18 protein-coding genes are annotated in these 17162 nt (G+C 65.4%); 12 read left to right on the plus strand and 6 right to left on the minus strand.

The window, feature by feature from the left end:
* The first annotated feature begins 8 nt into the window (after nt 1-8).
* Nucleotides 9-1406 carry an MFS transporter gene (locus M1247_RS20670; protein WP_317158250.1) on the plus strand — a complete coding sequence of 466 codons (1398 nt, stop codon included), beginning with the start codon at nt 9-11 and terminating at the stop codon, nt 1404-1406.
* Between the two features lie 81 nt (nt 1407-1487).
* Nucleotides 1488-2156: a GntR family transcriptional regulator gene (locus tag M1247_RS20675; RefSeq protein WP_317158251.1), complete on the plus strand. Its 669-nt coding sequence runs from the start codon at nt 1488-1490 to the stop codon at nt 2154-2156.
* A gap of 20 nt (nt 2157-2176) precedes the next feature.
* On the opposite strand, the gene M1247_RS20680 is transcribed toward M1247_RS20675, so the two are convergent.
* Nucleotides 2177-2605, minus strand: a complete 429-nt coding sequence (locus M1247_RS20680) for a MarR family winged helix-turn-helix transcriptional regulator (RefSeq protein ID WP_317158252.1) — start codon at nt 2603-2605, stop codon at nt 2177-2179.
* A 36-nt stretch (nt 2606-2641) separates the two neighbouring features.
* Here M1247_RS20680 and M1247_RS20685 point away from each other — a divergent pair, with 36 nt between their 5' ends.
* The 5 genes from M1247_RS20685 to rlmN all read left to right on the plus strand — a co-directional run bounded on the left by M1247_RS20685 (nt 2642) and on the right by rlmN (nt 6844).
* The gene (locus M1247_RS20685; RefSeq protein ID WP_317158253.1) at nt 2642-3322 is read left to right on the plus strand and encodes a class I SAM-dependent methyltransferase; all 681 of its coding nucleotides are present in this window, start codon (nt 2642-2644) and stop codon (nt 3320-3322) included.
* Between the two features lie 139 nt (nt 3323-3461).
* Nucleotides 3462-4211 carry a UMP kinase gene (pyrH, locus tag M1247_RS20690; RefSeq protein WP_317158254.1) on the plus strand — a complete coding sequence of 250 codons (750 nt, stop codon included), beginning with the start codon at nt 3462-3464 and terminating at the stop codon, nt 4209-4211.
* A gap of 56 nt (nt 4212-4267) precedes the next feature.
* The gene (gene frr, locus M1247_RS20695) at nt 4268-4825 is read left to right on the plus strand and encodes a ribosome recycling factor (RefSeq protein ID WP_317158255.1); all 558 of its coding nucleotides are present in this window, start codon (nt 4268-4270) and stop codon (nt 4823-4825) included.
* Nucleotides 4826-5704, plus strand: coding sequence for a phosphatidate cytidylyltransferase (locus M1247_RS20700; protein WP_317158256.1), 879 nt, complete (start codon nt 4826-4828; stop codon nt 5702-5704).
* 42 nt (nt 5705-5746) lie between these two features.
* Complete coding sequence (gene rlmN, locus M1247_RS20705; protein ID WP_317158257.1) at nt 5747-6844, plus strand: dual-specificity RNA methyltransferase RlmN; 1098 nt, start codon at nt 5747-5749, stop codon at nt 6842-6844.
* Between the two features lie 27 nt (nt 6845-6871).
* On the opposite strand, the gene M1247_RS20710 is transcribed toward rlmN, so the two are convergent.
* Entirely contained in the window at nt 6872-7573 is a 702-nt protein-coding gene (locus tag M1247_RS20710) for a GntR family transcriptional regulator (RefSeq protein ID WP_317158258.1), read from the minus strand.
* A gap of 41 nt (nt 7574-7614) precedes the next feature.
* Nucleotides 7615-8580 (minus strand): sugar-binding transcriptional regulator, encoded by a 966-nt coding sequence (locus M1247_RS20715; protein ID WP_317158259.1) that lies wholly within the window; start codon nt 8578-8580, stop codon nt 7615-7617.
* A gap of 194 nt (nt 8581-8774) precedes the next feature.
* Between M1247_RS20715 and M1247_RS20720 the strand changes: the two genes are divergently transcribed.
* The 5 genes from M1247_RS20720 to M1247_RS20740 are packed head-to-tail and all read left to right on the plus strand — an operon-like array spanning nt 8775 to nt 13682.
* Nucleotides 8775-9707: a sugar phosphate isomerase/epimerase family protein gene (locus tag M1247_RS20720; protein ID WP_317158260.1), complete on the plus strand. Its 933-nt coding sequence runs from the start codon at nt 8775-8777 to the stop codon at nt 9705-9707.
* The gene (locus M1247_RS20725; RefSeq protein WP_317158261.1) at nt 9704-10489 is read left to right on the plus strand and encodes a triose-phosphate isomerase family protein; all 786 of its coding nucleotides are present in this window, start codon (nt 9704-9706) and stop codon (nt 10487-10489) included. The genes M1247_RS20720 and M1247_RS20725 overlap by 4 nt, the downstream gene beginning before the upstream one ends.
* The gene (locus M1247_RS20730) at nt 10486-11262 is read left to right on the plus strand and encodes an SDR family NAD(P)-dependent oxidoreductase (protein ID WP_317158262.1); all 777 of its coding nucleotides are present in this window, start codon (nt 10486-10488) and stop codon (nt 11260-11262) included. The genes M1247_RS20725 and M1247_RS20730 overlap by 4 nt, the downstream gene beginning before the upstream one ends.
* A gap of 44 nt (nt 11263-11306) precedes the next feature.
* Complete coding sequence (locus M1247_RS20735; protein ID WP_317158263.1) at nt 11307-12629, plus strand: MFS transporter; 1323 nt, start codon at nt 11307-11309, stop codon at nt 12627-12629.
* A gap of 9 nt (nt 12630-12638) precedes the next feature.
* Entirely contained in the window at nt 12639-13682 is a 1044-nt protein-coding gene (locus tag M1247_RS20740) for an NAD(P)-dependent oxidoreductase (RefSeq protein ID WP_317158264.1), read from the plus strand.
* A 54-nt stretch (nt 13683-13736) separates the two neighbouring features.
* On the opposite strand, the gene M1247_RS20745 is transcribed toward M1247_RS20740, so the two are convergent.
* The 3 genes from M1247_RS20745 to M1247_RS20755 form a co-directional block, all read right to left on the minus strand.
* A complete protein-coding gene (locus tag M1247_RS20745; protein ID WP_317158265.1) occupies nt 13737-15221 on the minus strand; it encodes an aldehyde dehydrogenase family protein in 1485 nt (494 codons plus the stop codon).
* Nucleotides 15222-15292: 71 nt separating this feature from the next.
* A complete protein-coding gene (locus M1247_RS20750; protein WP_317158266.1) occupies nt 15293-15850 on the minus strand; it encodes a TetR/AcrR family transcriptional regulator in 558 nt (185 codons plus the stop codon).
* 43 nt (nt 15851-15893) lie between these two features.
* The gene (locus M1247_RS20755) at nt 15894-17009 is read right to left on the minus strand and encodes a phosphotransferase (protein ID WP_317158267.1); all 1116 of its coding nucleotides are present in this window, start codon (nt 17007-17009) and stop codon (nt 15894-15896) included.
* Nucleotides 17010-17162: the final 153 nt, after the last annotated feature.

Below are 17162 nucleotides of genomic sequence, written 5' to 3' on the forward strand. Positions count from 1 at the left end.
GCAACATCATGGCAAGTACATTCAGCGCCGACGCCGATCGGACGAGAGAGCCGGACTCAGCGCGCCGATCCGCGCTGCGCAAGGTGAACGTCCGGTTGATGCCATTCATATTTCTGCTCTACCTCGTCAACTATGTCGACAGAACAGCGCTCGGTATCGCCGCTCCGAACGGCATGAGCGACGAACTTCAGATGACGGCGACGTTGTTCGGTCTGGCGTCCGGCATCTTCTTCGTGGGTTACATCCTTCTCGAGGTACCCAGCGCGATGGCCGCGCAGAAAACGGGCGCCCGGGTCTGGATCGCGCGGATTGCCGTGACCTGGGGACTGGTGGCATCGCTGACCGCATTCGTGCCCAGCTATGAATGGCTCATCGCCGCGCGTTTTCTTCTCGGCGTTGCCGAGGCCGGGTTCGCGCCCACGGTGCTGCTGTATCTCACCATTTGGTTCTCCAATCGTGAGCGCCCCAAGGCCTTCTCGATCTATCTGCTGGGTATTCCGATCTCGTCGGTCATCGCCGGTCCGTTGGCCAGCTGGTTGATCAATGCCGGTGATGGCGTGTTCGGTCTGAGTGGCTGGCGGTTCATGACTTTGATGACCGGTGTGCCCGCCATCATCCTGGGTATCGCCGCCCTCTTCTGGCTGACAGACCGCCCGTCGGAGGCGACGTGGTTGACCGATGCCGAGAAGCAGGCGCTCATCCAGGACCAGGACGAGCACACCCCGGCAGAAGCGCGTGGGCATTCCGGAGGGATGTTGTCCTCACTGCGTTCAGGCCGCGTCTGGATCATGGGCATCGCATACCTGGGAGTGGTCTACAGCTTGTACGCGATCGGGTTCTTTCTGCCGAGTGTCGTCACGGGCTTCGCCGAGCGGTTCGGCACCGATTTCTCGGTTGTGGAAAACGGGTTCATCATTGCGATTCCGTATGTTTTCGCGGCGATCGCTCTCATGCTCTGGCCGCGGCATGCCAGCAAGTCCGGCGACATCGGATGGCATGTTCTGATCAGCACCGTCGTGGGGGCGATAGGCATCATCGTTGCCGCCTTTGCGACCGACCCCTGGATCGTCATGGTCGGTGTGAGCCTCTGTGCGGTAGGGGTGATCTCCGCGATGCCGCTCGTCTACAGCCTCCCCGCCCGAATCCTCTCCAGCGTCGCGGTCGGTGCGGGTCTGGCTCTGGTCAACACCATCGGTAATGTTGGTGGCTTCGCCGGACCGTTCGTCACGGGTTGGCTGAGGGACCTGTTCGGTAACGACCAAGGGGCATTCATCGTCGTGTCGCTGCTTCTGCTGACCTCGGGTGTCATCTCTGTGGTGGTCCAGTCCCGGACGCGATCGATCAACGAGGCCATTCAGGGCGACGCGGCATCGGTCTCCACGCCACGTGGGGCAACGCTACGGTGACGGGTGAATCGCAGGGCGGGGTCCCCGAAGGGGCGCAGGCCATCCCGAAGACCGAAGCACCAGAAGATCGAGGAGGATTTCGTGGATATCATCAGATATGCTGCGCCCCTTCGTGATCAGGTGGTGGCCGCGATCCGCGAGTCCATCGTTTCCGGTCAGCACGCACCCGGTGCGCGGCTGAAGGAAAAAGACCTGTGCGAGCAGGTGGGGGTGAGCCGCACCGTTGTCCGGGAGGCGCTTCGCCAGCTGGAAACCGAACGGCTGGTTCGGATCGAACCCAATGTCGGCCCCGTGGTGGCCGAACTCAGCCGCCAAGACGTCGCCGATCTCTACCAGACGCGTGAAGCACTCGAATCGGCGGCCGCCCGACTGGCAGCGCTGCACGCACCGCCGGAAGACGTCAAGACGCTCCGGGCGGTCTATGACGAGATAGTCATCGCCGACTGTGAGGATCTGCAGTCGCTGCTCGACACGAAAAACCGGTTCTATCAGGCACTTATCACCGCGTCAGGAAACCGGGTCATCGGAGAAATGCTGCACAACGTGCAGGCGCGCATCAGTCAGCTTCGGCTGTTGACGCTCGGTTCACCCGGCCGTCATGAACACACTGTGCAGGAACTGGCGTCCGTGGTCGAAGCGATCGCCAGGAAGGACCCGGAATCCGCGGTAGCGGCAACCGTGGTCCATGTCCGCAATGCCGCCTCGATTGCGTTGGCGCGCATGGACGCCAACGACGAGCCCGTGCACTGATGCCGCCGCCTCAGCTGTGATCAGTCCACGGCGTGAGCAAGTAGACGCTTGAGTTCACTTCGCTGGTCCGCACTGAGCCGGGCCAGAACGTCGTCTTCGGCGGTATAGACGGCGGCTTCGGCGCGTTTGAGTAACGCGGCGCCGTCCGACGTCAGCTCGGCGGGAAGGGCTCTCCCGGACGCCACGGTGGCAGGCCGTCGCACCGCGCCCTTATCTTGCAGCCCGCGCAGGACATTGTTCATCGCCTGTGGTGAGACATTGCTGTGGCGGGCGAGTTCGGCGTTGGACTGGCCGGGTGCCATCGACAGAATCCGCAGGCAGACGAACTCGGGCAAGGTCAGGCCGAGTGGCTGAAGTTGCGTGGCCACGGCGGGTTGCAGCACCGCGACCACGCGGTAGATCAGGAAACCCAGTGGCTGGTCCTCGAGAACGTCGCCCATGTCAGCCATATTGACACATATCAACCGGGTTGATATACCGGATTCATGACCAAACCAGAAGAAATCTTCGAATCGGCATACCGCGGCGAAGCCCCGGAGTTTCAGGGTGTCCGCCCACCGTGGAGCCTCGGCGAACCGCAGCCGGAGATCGCGGCCCTCATCGCCGAGGGCAAATTCCACGGCGACGTGCTCGACGCCGGATGCGGTGAGGCCGCGACGGCGCTCGACCTCGCCGAACGCGGGTTCACCACCGTGGGGTTGGACCAGTCGTCGACGGCGATCGAGCTTGCCCGCGCCGAAGCCGCCAAGCGTGGCCTGACCAACGTGAGCTTCGACGTCGCCGACATCAGTGCGTTCACCGGTTACGACGGGCGTTTCGGCACCATCGTGGACAGCACGCTGTTCCACTCCATGCCGGTCGAGCTGCGCGAGGGCTATCAGCAGTCGATCGTGCGGGCCGCCGCACCCGGCGCGTCCTACTTCGTGCTCGTCTTCGACAAGGCGGCCATGGGGGACACCGGGCCGGCCAATCCGGTGACCGAGGACGAGCTGCGCGAGATCGTCGGCAAGTACTGGGTGATCGACGATGTCCGCCCGGCACGCATCCACGCCAATGTGCCGAAGGAACTGGCCGACTTCGCGGCCTTCGCCGGCGACGACCTGCGTGATGAGGGTGACGGTCGCAAGTCGCTGGCCGGTTGGTTGCTGCAGGCACATCTGGGCTAGCGACGGCGGGGCCGGCGGCGCGCGAAATTCACGAAGGAATCCCCCGGGCATTGCCTGACGCCTGCCATAAGGCAGGATGGAGGGGCCGTCCTGGACCATCCGGGGTGGCTCTCTGATGCGAGGAGTGCCGAGGAAACCGATGGCGGATCCGAATGTCGCCGGCCAGGCCGCAGCACCAATTCGCCCGTTGTACTCACGCGTGCTGTTGAAGCTCGGCGGCGAGATGTTCGGCGCCGGTGAGGTCGGCCTCGATCCCGATGTGGTGCACCGGGTAGCCCGTCAGATCGCAGAGGTCGTCCGCAGCGGCGTCCAGGTGGCGGTCGTCATCGGAGGTGGCAACTTCTTCCGCGGCGCCCAGCTGCAACAGCGAGGGATGGAGCGCACCCGGTCGGACTACATGGGCATGCTCGGCACTGTGATGAACAGCCTTGCCCTGCAGGACTTTCTGGAGAAGGAAGGCATCGACACCCGGGTTCAGACGGCGATCACCATGGGGCAGGTGGCCGAGCCATACATTCCGCTGCGGGCAGTGCGTCACCTGGAGAAGGGGCGTGTGGTGATCTTCGGCGCCGGCATGGGGTTGCCGTACTTCTCGACCGACACCACGGCCGCCCAACGGGCGCTGGAGATCGGCGCCGATGTGGTGCTGATGGCCAAGGCGGTCGACGGGGTGTTCACCGCGGATCCGCGGCTGGACCCGAACGCTGAAATGCTCACCGCGATCAGCCACCGTGAGGTCATCGACCGCGGCCTGCAGGTGGCCGACGCCACCGCGTTCAGCTTGTGTATGGACAACCGGATGCCGATTCTGGTGTTCAACCTGCTCACCGACGGCAATATCGCTCGTGCGGTGGCGGGTGAGAAGATCGGAACACTCGTCACTACCTGACGGGTCGCTAGCGACGGGAGACCGCGCACGCGAGGAGCGATAAGGAGCGGGGCAGCGTGATCGACGAAACTCTCTTCGACGCCGAAGAGAAGATGGAAAAGGCCGTGACAGTGGCCCGTGACGATCTGGCGTCGATCCGCACCGGCCGGGCCAACCCAGGCATGTTTTCCCGCATCAACATCGACTACTACGGGTCGATGACACCGATCACCCAGCTGTCGAGCATCAACATCCCCGAGGCGCGCCTCGTCGTGATCAAGCCGTACGAAGCGACCCAACTCAAGGCGATCGAGGACTCGATCCGCCATTCCGACCTGGGCCTGAATCCATCGAACGACGGCAACGTCATCAGGATCTCGGTACCGCAGCTGACCGAGGAGCGGCGCCGGGACCTGGTCAAGCAGGCCAAATCGAAGGGCGAGGACGCCAAGGTGGCGGTCCGCAACATCCGCCGTAAGGCCATGGAAGAGCTCAGCCGCATCAAGAAGGACGGCGAGGCAGGCGAGGACGAGGTGGGGCGCGCCGAGAAGGATCTCGACAAGGCCACCCACACGTACACCGCGCAGATAGACGACCTGGTCAAGCACAAAGAAGGCGAGCTGCTGGAGGTCTGAATGGCCGATCAGCAAGCAAGTTCCGTGGCAAGTACACCGGCTTCAGAGCCGTCGAAGAAACAATCACGCGCCGGCCGCAACCTTCCCGCGGCGATCGGCGTGGGCGCGGTGCTCGGTGCGATGGCGATCGGCACCCTTCTGTTCGCGCCGAAATGGTGGCTGCCGCTGCTGGCAGTCGCCATCGCCATCGCCACTCATGAGGTGATCCGGCGGCTGCGGGAACACGGCTATGCCCTGCCCACCGTGCCGCTGCTGGTGGGCGGGCAGGCGATGATCTGGCTGACCTGGCCGTTCGGAGCGGTCGGTCTGCTGGGTGCCTACGGCGGCACGATCGTCGTCTGCATGGTGTGGCGTCTGGTCGGCCAGGGTCTGAACCAGCAACCGGTCAACTATCTGCGCGATATCGCCGCCACGGTCCTGCTCGCCACCTGGGTGCCGATGTTCGCGGCCTTCACCGCGCTCCTCATCTTCGCCGACCACGGCGGCGACCGGGTTTTCACCATCATCGTGACGGTTGTCTTCGCTGATATCGGCGGTTATGTCGCCGGTGTCCTGTTCGGCAAGCACCTGCTGGCGCCTGCGATCAGTCCCAAGAAGTCCTGGGAGGGGCTCGGCGGTTCGATGCTGTTCGGTATCGCCGCCGCCGTTCTCTCGGTGGTGTTTCTGCTGGACAAACCGGCGTGGGTGGGCGTGCCGCTGGGCTTGCTGCTGGTCGTCACCGGCGTGCTGGGCGACCTCGTCGAATCGCAGATCAAGCGCGACCTCGCCATCAAGGACATGGGCACGCTGCTACCTGGTCACGGCGGGATCATGGACCGTATCGACGCGATGCTGCCCTCGGCGGTCGTGGGCTGGATCGTGCTGACGCTGCTGGCGTGAATTCGTGGCTTGGGCGCCGGCGGTGAGATACTGGTGGCGATCATGGCCATCTCCCTTCCTTTGGTTTTCGACGCCCCGCGCCGCGCCATGCCGCCGCGCCACCTGGCTGACCTCGACGAAGCCGGGCGTGCCGCCGCCGTCGCGGAGCTCGGCCTGCCTGCTTTCCGCGCCAAACAGCTCGCCAACCAGTACTACGGTCGGCTCATCGCCGACCCGCAGCAGATGACCGACCTGCCCGCAGCCGTACGGGATCAGGTGGCCGAGGCGCTGTTCCCGACGTTGATCGATCCGGTCAAGCAGATTCAGTGCGACGCGGGGGAGACCCGTAAGACACTGTGGCGTGCCGTTGACGGAACGACGTTCGAGTCCGTGCTGATGCGTTATCCGCAGCGCAATACCGTGTGCATCTCGTCGCAGGCCGGCTGTGGCATGGCCTGCCCGTTCTGCGCGACCGGACAGGGCGGCCTGCAACGCAATCTGTCCGCCGCCGAGATCCTCGAACAGGTCAGGGCGGCCTCGTCGGCCATGCGTTCCGAGCATGACGGCAGGCTTTCCAACATCGTGTTCATGGGCATGGGCGAACCGCTCGCCAACTACAACCGCGTGCTTGCCGCTGTCCGCAGAATCATCGCGCCCCCGCCACAGGGCTTCGGGATCAGTGCGCGATCGGTGACGGTGTCGACCGTCGGGTTGGCCCCGGCCATCCGAAAGCTGGCCGACGAGCGGCTCGGCGTGACGCTGGCGGTGTCGCTGCACACTCCCGACGACGAGTTGCGCGACACCCTGGTGCCGGTGAACAACCGGTGGAGTGTCGGCGAAGTGCTCGACGCCGCGCGCTACTACGCCGACGTCACGGGCCGGCGCGTGTCCATCGAGTACGCGCTGATCCGCGATGTCAACGATCAGCCTTGGCGCGCAGACCTTCTGGGCAAGAAGCTCCACAGCAAGCTGGGTCCGCTGGTGCACGTCAACCTCATCCCGCTCAACCCGACGCCCGGGAGCGAATGGGATGCCAGCCCGAAGCCCGTCGAGCGGGAATTCGTCAAACGGGTCCGCGAGCATGGGGTTTCCTGCACCGTGCGCGACACCCGTGGACGTGAGATCGCCGCTGCCTGCGGGCAATTGGCCGCCGAGGGCTGAGATTTCGGCAGTTTCGATCCGACCTGCTCAGGCGTCGGCGATGGACCGTTCGCGGACCGCTTCGAGATGGGCGCCCATCGCATCCGCCGCGGCCTGCGGGTCGCCGGTTTCGATCGCGGCCAGTACCCGCCCGTGCTCGGCGACCGCCAACTCGGTGTCGACCGGCCCCCGGCGCACATTCTGGCGCATGCGCTGGACCGAGGCGCCCAACCCCGCCACCATGCGGCGCAGGAAGCGGTTGCCACAGTGGTCGAGGATCGTCTGGTGGAAGGCCCAGTCTGCGTCGAAGTACGGCATCAGCGTCGGTGGCAGCCCGTTGCGGTCCCGGGTCACCCCATCCCACTCGCGCACTGCCCACGCCGCCTCCTCGTGTGCGCGGTGTGCGGCGCGCAGTTCGGGAAGCAGGTCCGGTTCCTGCAACCGGGCCGCCCATTGTGCGGCCGTCGTCTCGGCGACCAGCCGCGCATCTGCCAGCTCGGCGGCCTGCTGGGCACTCATCGGAGGTGCGACCTGATAGCCGCGGTGGGCTGCCCGCTGCACGAGCCCGGTCGCCTCGATTTCGACGAGAGCCTCGCGTACCGGGGTGGGCGAGACGCTGAGATCGCGCGCGAGCTGATCGATGCTCACCGATGTCCCGGCGGCAAGTCGGCCGTCCATGAGCATGGCGAGCAGCGCGTCGCGCACGTCATCTCGCATGGCACGGCGCAGGTGGGGGATCGTCGGCCTCACAGGTACCTCCACATGTCGAATGTTTCCACGGGGTCGAGCGGTCAGGCATCGAGTAAGGCCTGGGCCGTCACCTCGTCCACGATCAGGTCTGTGGCGGCGCCGGCGCGTAGCGCCCCCAGGACGGCCGCGCGCTTGGCCGGGCCGGTCGCCACCAGGATCCGGGTACGCACCTTGCGAAGCTCGTCCAGGGGCATACCGGTGCTGCGTTGGTTGATGGCAATGTGATCGGAGCTGCCGTCCTCACGTAGGAAAACGGTACCGATGTGCCCGACGATGCCCTCCCGGCGGAGCTCCTGAAGGTCGACGGCATCGAGATAGCCGGACCGGTACAGGTGGTCGGGGACTTCGTCGTCGAGTGCACCGACGGAAAACAGTGCCACGTCGGCATTTCGGCGTATCGCGAGGACCCGCTGGATGGAGCGTTCCTGCCACATCGCCGCACGGGTGGTCGCGGTATCGAAGAACGCCGGCGCATGGAAGTGGTGTGCCGAGGCGGAGAAGGCCTGGGCGAATCTGTCGAGGAGTTGACCGGCGTTGAGCATGTTCGAGGCGGACGCATTCCCGGAACCGTTGAACTGGACGACGCGTACCCCCCGGGTCGGACTGAAAATCAGCTGCCGCGACACCGCCTCGACAGTGGCGCCCCAGGCAATCGCAATCGTCATGTTCGCAGCCACGACACCGGCGAGCCGCCGGGCCGCACACTCGGCGACGGGGTCGAGCCGGGGGCCGTCCGCACCGGCATCTCGGTCGTCGGCGACGAGTGCGCGCACCCCGAAGTGATGACTGAGTCGGTTCGCCAGGTGCGAGGACTGTTCCGGTGTGCGATGCAGGACAAACTCGACCACACCGTACTGGCGGGCCCGCGCGAGCATCCGGGACACGGTCGACCGGGACAGGTGCAGACGCTTACCGACGTCCTCGACCTTCAGATTGTGGAGGTAGTAGAGCTCTGCGGCATCGGCCGTCCGCATGCGCTCGTCGTCGGACAACTCTGATTCAGCCACGGTGCCCATCCGCGTCTCGTGGCCATTCAGCCAAGAGGAGAGACGAATCATGCTCCATATTCCCACCGTACTGCGCTCAGTGGCGGTTGTGGGCCAAGTAGTCAAGAAAATGTAGCGCCATGTCAGGCTTGACGGCCTCAACAGCTATACCTATATCCTATAGGAAGTCGTGTTACCTAGCTCACTTTGGAGAGATGATGCTCACCGCAGAGACCTGGCCGATCGCCGCGAACATGTTGTCCTTCGGTTCGGTGGCGCCGGACGGTACGCCCCTGATCGACGCCCCGGCGGCGGTGTGGCGCTCCCAACTGCAGCAGGTGGTCGACCTGGATTTCGAGTTCGTCGATCCCACCGACGCCTGGCTGTCCATCGGTGAACTCGACGATGTGCGATTCAAGGAGTTCCGGTCGGTGCTCGACGAACTCGGGTTGCGGGTGCCGTCGGTGTCGACCACGCGGCGCAGTGTCGTCGACGCCACCGATGGTGAGCGTTTCCTCGCGATCGGGCATCGCATCATCGACCGCGCGCCGGAGCTCAATGCCACGATCGTGAATTTCGGTTTCATGCAGGCACTTCGGCCCGCACAGCGCAAGGCCCTCTGGTTCTGGCTCGAGGACGGCTACCACGATCCCGACGACGACTCGCCGTTGCGCACTGTGGCCGTCGAGCGAATCCGCGAGCTGGGCCGCCACGCCGCGGAGGTGGGCGTAGAGATCTCGCTGGAAATGTACGAGGACACCTTCATCGGCACTCCCGACCGCGCGGTGCGTTTTGTGCAGGATGTCGGCCTGCCGAACGTCGGTCTCAACCCTGACCTCGGCAACCTGGTTCGGCTGCACCGCCCGATCGAAGACATCCCGACGATGTTCGACAAGGTACTGCCGCACACCAACTTCTGGCACATCAAGAACTATCTGCGCGACGAGGAACCCACCACGGGTCAGGTGTTCACCGCACCGGTGCCATTGGTGATGGGTGTCATCAACTACCGGGCGCACATCCGTCGAGCACTCGAGTTCGGCTTCCGCGGCCCGTTCGTCTGCGAACACTACGGATCCGACAGCCTCGGTGTGGCCGCGATCAACCGTGACTACATCCGCCAGGTTTTGCGCTCCGCGCTCCGATGAGCGCTCCGATGGTGGCAGTGAGCACCAAGGCGTACTTCGGTGTGGCACATACCAGAAGGTGGGTCCGGGCGGTCGCAGCGCTCGGGCCGGTTGCCGCCGATTACGGCGTAGAGCTCGCAGTGCTGCCGAGTTTTCCATTGCTGGAGTCCACCGCGACCATGCTGGCCGGGACCGGGGTGGCCTGGGGTGCACAGAATGTCGCGGCAAGCGACGCCGGGCAGCAGACCGGAGAGGTGCCTGCCGGAACCCTGGCGGAGCTCGGCTGCAGCTACATCGAAGTCGGCCATGCCGAGCGGCGCAGCCTCTTCGGCGAGGACGAGGCTACCGTGCGGGCCAAGGTGGGCAGGGTGGTCGCGCACTCGATGGTGCCGTTGATCTGTGTCGGAGAGCCCGAACGCACTGAACCCGACAACGCGGCGGACTATAGCGTCGCGCAACTGGCCGACGCCATACGCGATGTTCCCAACGCGCCGGTAGTTGTTGCCTACGAACCGGTTTGGGCGATCGGCGCAGCACAACCCGCCTGCCCGCAGCACGTCACCCGGGTGACCACAGCGTTGCGGGCGGCACTGGCCACCCGTGGTGGGCCGTCCCGGGTTCTCTACGGCGGCAGCGCCGCGCCCGGCACCGCGACTGATCTGCACGGAGCTGTCGACGGACTGTTCGTCGGACGCTTCGGCCACGACGTCGAAGCCCTGCGGGCCGTCGTCGCCGAAGTCGCCGAGGTGGCAGCGCCGGCGACGACATCACCGGATCCCTTCACAGAAAGAAGATCGTCATGAGTCCTCAGCGCGCCTTTCCGACAGAGCGGACCGTCGTGGTCACCGGGGCCGGGTCGGCCCGTGGTATCGCCCGCACCACGGTGCGTCGGCTCGCCGCGGCCGGCTGGCACGTCGCGGCCCTCGACATCGACGAAGCCGCCGTCGTCGAATTTGCCCGAGAGGTCGACAAAGACACGCAGTCAACGGTTCTCGGATACGGTGCCGATGTTGCCGACCCGGCTTCGGTCGATCGCGCGTTCACCGCGATCGAGGCCGAACTGCCGCCGGTCGTCGGGCTGGCCCATGCCGCGGGCGTGGCCTCACCCGTCCCGTTCCTCGAAGTGAGCATCGACGAGTGGAATCGCGTGCTCGACATCAACAGCACCGGAACGTTTGTGGTGAACCAGCGGGCTATCTGCGGCATGGTGGAACGCGGCGTCGGGCGGGTGGTGAATCTGTCCTCGGCGTCGGCGCAACTCGGCGGTGGCACCTACAGCAAGGTGCCCTATTCAGCCTCGAAAGCCTCCGTCATCGGTTTCAGCCGGGCCGTGGCACGCGAGGTCGGCGAGTTCGGCGTCACCGTGAACGTGGTGAGCCCCGGCCCGATCGACACCGACATCATGGGCGGCACGCTCACCGAGGACCGTAAGGCCGAGATGGTCAAAGGCTTGCTCGTCGACCGGGTCGGCACCCCGCACGATATCGCGGCGACGATCGAATTCCTGCTGTCCGAGGACGCCGGCTTCATCACCGCAGCCGTCTACAACGTCAACGGCGGTCTCGTCGTCAACTGACGCCATATCGCAGCCGATGTCCCATCCACGCACAAAGGAGTGTCATGGACCTACAGTCGACGGAGAGCGGCAGGTCTCGGCGCCAGCGCGACGCCGCGAAAGTCAAGAATCTGCGGTACTGGGTACTGGGCTGGCTGCTGCTGGCCGGCATCCTCAACTACATGGACCGGTCGTCGGTCTCGATCGCCGCCCCACACATGATCGCCGAACTCGGCCTGACCAAAACCGATATCGGGCTCATGGGTGCGGTCTTCTCGTGGACGTACGCGTTCTGCCAGTTGCCTGCCGGCTACCTGATCGACAAGCTGGGTGCCCGCAGAATGTATTTCGCCGCGGTCGGCATCTGGTCGATCGCGACCGCGTTGATGTCCATCGGCCAGACGATGGCGCACTTTCTCACCTTCCGTTTCCTGCTCGGTGTCGGTGAGTCGCCCAACTCGCCGAACAGCAGCAAGATCACCACGGCCTGGTTCCCGCGCGAGGAGCGTGGCCAAGCCGCAGGCATCTGGGACTCCGGGTCGAAATGGGGTTCGGCGATCGCCCCTCCCGTCCTCACCGTGCTGTCGCTGGCCTTCGGCTGGCGGGCGATGTTTCTCATCATCGGATTGGCGGGACTCATTCTGGCGGTGGCCTTCTGGGCCTACTACCGAGCTCCTGAGGACTCCAAACGGTTGTCCGAGGAGGAGTACCGGTACATCGTGGCCGGCCGCGATGACACTACGCAGCCGAAGGCGCACCTGCCCTGGATCAAGTTCTTCACCTACCCCCAGACCTGGGGCATGATGCTCGGCTTCTTCAGCTCGATCTGGATCTGGAACATCTTCATCACGTTCCTGCCGTTGTTCTTGCAGGACACTCTCGGCGTCACGATCGCCCAGACCGGCTGGGTCGCGGCGATCCCGTACCTGGCCTCCGCGATCACCGGCATCTACGCGGGTCGACTTACGCTCACCCTGGTGCGTCGGCGCGGGATGAGTGCCTTCGGATCCAAGAAGACGGTTCTCATCGGTGGCTCCGTCGGCCTCGGGGTGTTGCTGTGCATCGTGCCTTTCGTGCACAACCCGGTCTGGGCGATCATCGTGCTGTGTGCCGCACTCGGTCTGGTCGCTGCTGTCCAGTCCCAATCCTGGGCACTCACCAGCGATATCGTGCCCGACACGCATGCGGCGCAGTTCGGTGGAATCATGAACTTCGGCGGCTACTTCGGTGGTGCGCTCGCCCCGCTTGCGACCGGCATCATCGTCGACAAGACCGGTTCCTACACGCCGTCCTTTCTGGCGTCCGGCGTGATCGCGGTCCTCGGCGCCTGCTTCTACGGGTTCATGGTGCGCCGTCCCGTCCATGAATCCACTCCCACCGATGCCTGAGAGGTGAATATGGGCAACGACTATGTGGTCGGTATCACCGCCGACGGCGCCGACGCCACCGGTACGACGATATTCGGCGACATCGGACTGCATCGGTTGGTGGAGGCGGGCATCGCGTGGCGGCTCCTGCCCGACATCCCCACCCACGGTCCGGTCGATCCGGCCGCGCTCGCAGACATCGACGCGGTAATCTCCTTCGGCCACATCCCTTTCAGTGCTGAACTGGTGCGTGCCGTGCCCCGGCTGCGGCACGTCGCACGGTTCGGGGCAGGCTACGACGGGATCGACCCGGTCGCGCTCGCCCGCGAAGGAGTGGTCCTCACCAACACCCCCGGCGCGGTGCGTAAGCCACTCGCGCTGTCCGGTCTCACCTTGCTGCTGGCCTGTGCGCACCGACTGGTGGAGAACCACCGTGTCACGGTCACCGGACGGTGGGCCACCGAGCGCGGCGCCTTGCGGGGTGCCGGGGTCGACGGCAGGACCATCGGGATTCTCGGTTTCGGATCCGTGGGGTCCGAACTCGCGGAAATGCTGGCGCCGTTGGGTGTCACGGTGATCGGCAACACCAGGTCCGGTAGTTCAGCACGCGCGGCACAGCTGGGTATCGAGGTCGTCGACCGCGCCACACTGGCGGCACGGTCGGACTTCGTCGTGGTCACTGCGGCCCTCACCGACCAGAGCCGCGGCATGCTCGACGCGGCGTTCTTCGCGTCGATGAAGGCGTCCGCGTACTTCATCAACATCGCGCGGGGCGGGCTGGTCGACCAGCAGGCCCTCACCGAGGCGTTGCGCGCAGGTCACATCGCCGGGGCCGCGCTGGACGTCTACGAACCCGAGCCGCCAGTCGCGGACGATCCACTGTTCTCGATGAACAACGTGATCTGCACCCCGCACGCACTCTGCTGGACGGCTGACTTCACCCGTAACGTGTCGTCGTCGGTCATGGAAGCGGTCATCGCCGTGTCGCGCAACGAGATTCCGAACACTGCGCTGGGCACCGAAGCACTTGACGAGGTTTCCTGGCGCGGCGCCCGAACACTACACCGAACGTGAGCTTGTGTTCGCGATCGGGCCCTCAACTCGCACACAAGCCAACGTTCGGCGCCACTAGTCCGGCATCCCGATGGTCTTGGATTCGAAGTACTCTTTGAATCCCTCGTCGCCGTTGCGCCGGCCGAGCCCGCTCTGCTTGGTCCCGCCGAACGGGCTGTCGATCCCGAAATGGCTGCGGCTGTTGATGGTGACGTTTCCGGTACGGATCCGCCGCGCGATGGCGAAGGCCCGGTCGACGTCGGTGGACGACACCTCGCCGGACAGGCCGTAGATCGAGTTGTTGGCGATCGCCACGGCGTCGTCGTCGGTGTCATACGGCGTGACCGTGAGGACGGGGCCGAAAACCTCTTCTTGGGCGATTTTGGCGTCCGGGTCCACATCGGCCAGCAACGTGGGGGCGACGTAATAACCGGTGGGCAGACCCTCCGGTGCGCCGCCGCCGGTGACCAGCCGTGCACCGGAGTCGACACCCGAGGCGATGAGGCCGAGCACCTTTTCCCGTTGGGTGGCGCTGATCTGGGGGCCCTGCATGATGCCCGGCGTCCACGGGTCACCCACCGGGAAGTTCTCCATCGCACCGTTGAGGATCTCGATGCCCTCGTCGTACCGGCTGCGGGGGAGCAGGATACGGCTGGGCAGAATGCACGACTGCCCGCTCATCACGCAGGCCATCATCGCCGCGATCGGCAGTGCCGAGTTGAAATCCGCGTCGTCGAGCACGATGTGCGCGGACTTGCCGCCCAACTCAAGCAGGGTCTTCTTCACGGTCGCGGCACCGGCCGCCAGGATCGCCCGCCCCGTCGCGGTCGACCCGGTGAAGGTGATCATGTCGACCCGCGGATCCGCCGAGAGGGCCGCACCCACCTCGTTGGCATTGGAGACCACGACGTTGAAGACGCCGGCCGGAATATCGGTGTGCTCGGCGACGATGCGGCCGAGTTCGGTGCCCGACCACGGGGTGAGCTGAGCGGGCTTGAGCACCACGGTGTTGCCTGCCATCAGTGCCGGCACGGTTTCGGCGATGTTGAGATAGAACGGCACGTTCCACGGTGTGATGGCACCGACCACGCCGGCCGGCTCATAGACGACCTTGCGTCGCGCCGGTCCCAGCTGGGTGGCGTGCACCCCGGTGTCGACGATGTACTCGAAATTTCTGCCGTGCTCGGCCCAATGTTTGACCTCGCCGATCGGATCCTCGATCTGCGAGCCGGTCACCGTGACCGGGCAGCCGACCTCGGTCACCAGTACCCGACGCAACCGTTCCTTCTCAGCATCCAGCGCGTCGTGCAGCTGCATCAGGCAGTGGTGACGGAACTCGACATCGCGGCTCCAGTCGCTTTCGTCGAACGCCCGGCGTGCCGCACCGACAGCTCGTTCGACATCGGCCACGGTGCCGTCGGTGGCCTGGCCCGCGATCTGTTCCGTCGCCGGGTGGATAACGTCGAATTTCGAGCCGCTGCCGGTGTATTGGAGTTCACCATCGATGAGCATCCGCTCGTCACCGGCGAGCACCCCGCTGTCGCTCTGCACCTGAGTCATACCGAACAGCTTTACAAAATCGAGCGCCAGTGTCACCCCTTTTGCGGGAAGTTCCCTCGCCGGGGTGCCGGTTAGTTCGCGTCCGGTGATTTGATGCCGACCGCGTGACGCAGTTGTGCCAGAAACTGATCGCCGTCATCGCTGCGCACGATGTAGTGCGAGACCGCCACGCGGATCGCGGTGGCGGCCTTGACCGAAGCATTCTGTCCGGTGAGCAGCCTCTGCAGCCGGGCCCGCATGATCGGTATGACGTGCGTCAGCTGGGAGATCACCACCTCCGGCTCGATGTCGATCAGCCGTACACCCGAGTAGGACTGCTGGTACTCGACGATGAAACGCAATGCCGCGTCGAGTTTCTCGTTCCCCCGCAACCCGGCGGTCGCGCGCCCGATTCCGCTGTCGAACATCTCGCGCTCGAAGACGCCGAACGCGTCGAGCAGTTCCTGTTTGTCGGCGAACCAGCGGTACAGCGTCGGCCGGGACACCCCGGCCTGCAGCGCCACTTCGGACAAGCTCAGTTTGGTCTGCCCGCTACGGCCGAGCACTTCGGCGGTAGCCACCAGGATCCGGTGGCGTGTCGAAGTATCTTCGACCGGCACATCCCGCTGAGCGGGCAGAGGTTCATTCACGTCCAAGCCTCGGTTGACGGTGGTTTACCAAATGGTAGGTCCATCACAGCGACTTGCGGAGGATTGCCACAGTCTCCAGGTCGGCCAATGCCGCCACGCCCCGACGGGCCCCTTCCAGCGCTATGCCCTCGTCCTGCATGCCGCCCATGCCTGCGGTGATCACGGGCGCGGTGTACGCATAGAGCGCGCCGATGCGGTACCGGTTCCACAACTCATCGTGGGTCAGTTCGGGCCCGCCTGCCGCAGCCAGGACGCGACGGTATTCGTCGAGCAGGTCGTGTTCGGCCGCCTGCCGGTCAGTGGTGGTCATGCTGGTGATGAGGGTGTAGGCGAGCTCGCGGCCGGGATGGCCGCGCCGCACCGCCTGCCAGTCCAGCAGGCCGGCCTCGCCGCCGCGGAAGTACACATTGCCGGGGTGGGCGTCGCCGTGCATGAGGGTGTGCGGTGGCCGGTCGAGCAGTTGCGCGACGGCACGGTAGTTCTCGTCGATGAACCGGCCGTTCTCCACCGGGATGTCGGTGCGCTCGGCCAGCCTGCGTGTCGAGAGCTTGAGCAGTGCGCCGGTCAGCAACGACGTGCTGTCGCCTGACGCCGAGTACAGCCAGCCGGGCAGCCGGTTCCAGAAGGCTGCGTGCAGCCGGGCCAGCAGTGCGACGAGAAGACCGGCCTGATCCTTGTCGAGAGGATGCAGGGTATCCGGGAACTCGCACGGGTGGACGGCCAGATCCTCCAGGGCGAGCACGTACCGGCCGGTCAGCGGGTCGAACGCGGAGCCGTAGGCCCGGGGCACGCCGGTGAGGCCCGCGGACAGCTGGTCGTAGAAGCGCACCTCGGTGTGGGCGAGCCTGCCGAGCTCACCCATCAGCCGGGTGGCCACGGTCTCGGCGGCCATCTTGACGAACACCGACGCGGGCGCGTCCTCACCGGTGAGGGCCAGCCGGGCCCGCGATGAGGTCCCGGCATCTCCGCCGATGACCTCGACCGACGTCACCGCCCACCCGGTGAGCCCGGACAGATAGGCGGCGTCGAGGTCGACGACCCGGCGCGGCAGCGTTCGTAGTCGACCGATCGCCGCGTCGGTGACGATACGTTGCACCCCTTGACCGAGGTGCGCGGCCAAACCGAGGGCAGGCGCGACGCCGCGGGTTGTCGGGAGCATCGGTCAAGTTTACAAATTTGGCCCAGTTTGTAAAGAGGCGGAGATCGGGTTCCGATGCGGTGCCGTGGACGGCTCGGTCTAGTGTCCTGAGTCATTAATTCTGATGCAGTAGTTGCCGATGCTGGTGAAGATTTGGTCGGCAGTCTTGGTCCA

Source organism: Mycobacterium appelbergii, assembly GCF_032883035.1.
Classification (GTDB): Bacteria; Actinomycetota; Actinomycetes; order Mycobacteriales; family Mycobacteriaceae; genus Mycobacterium; species Mycobacterium appelbergii.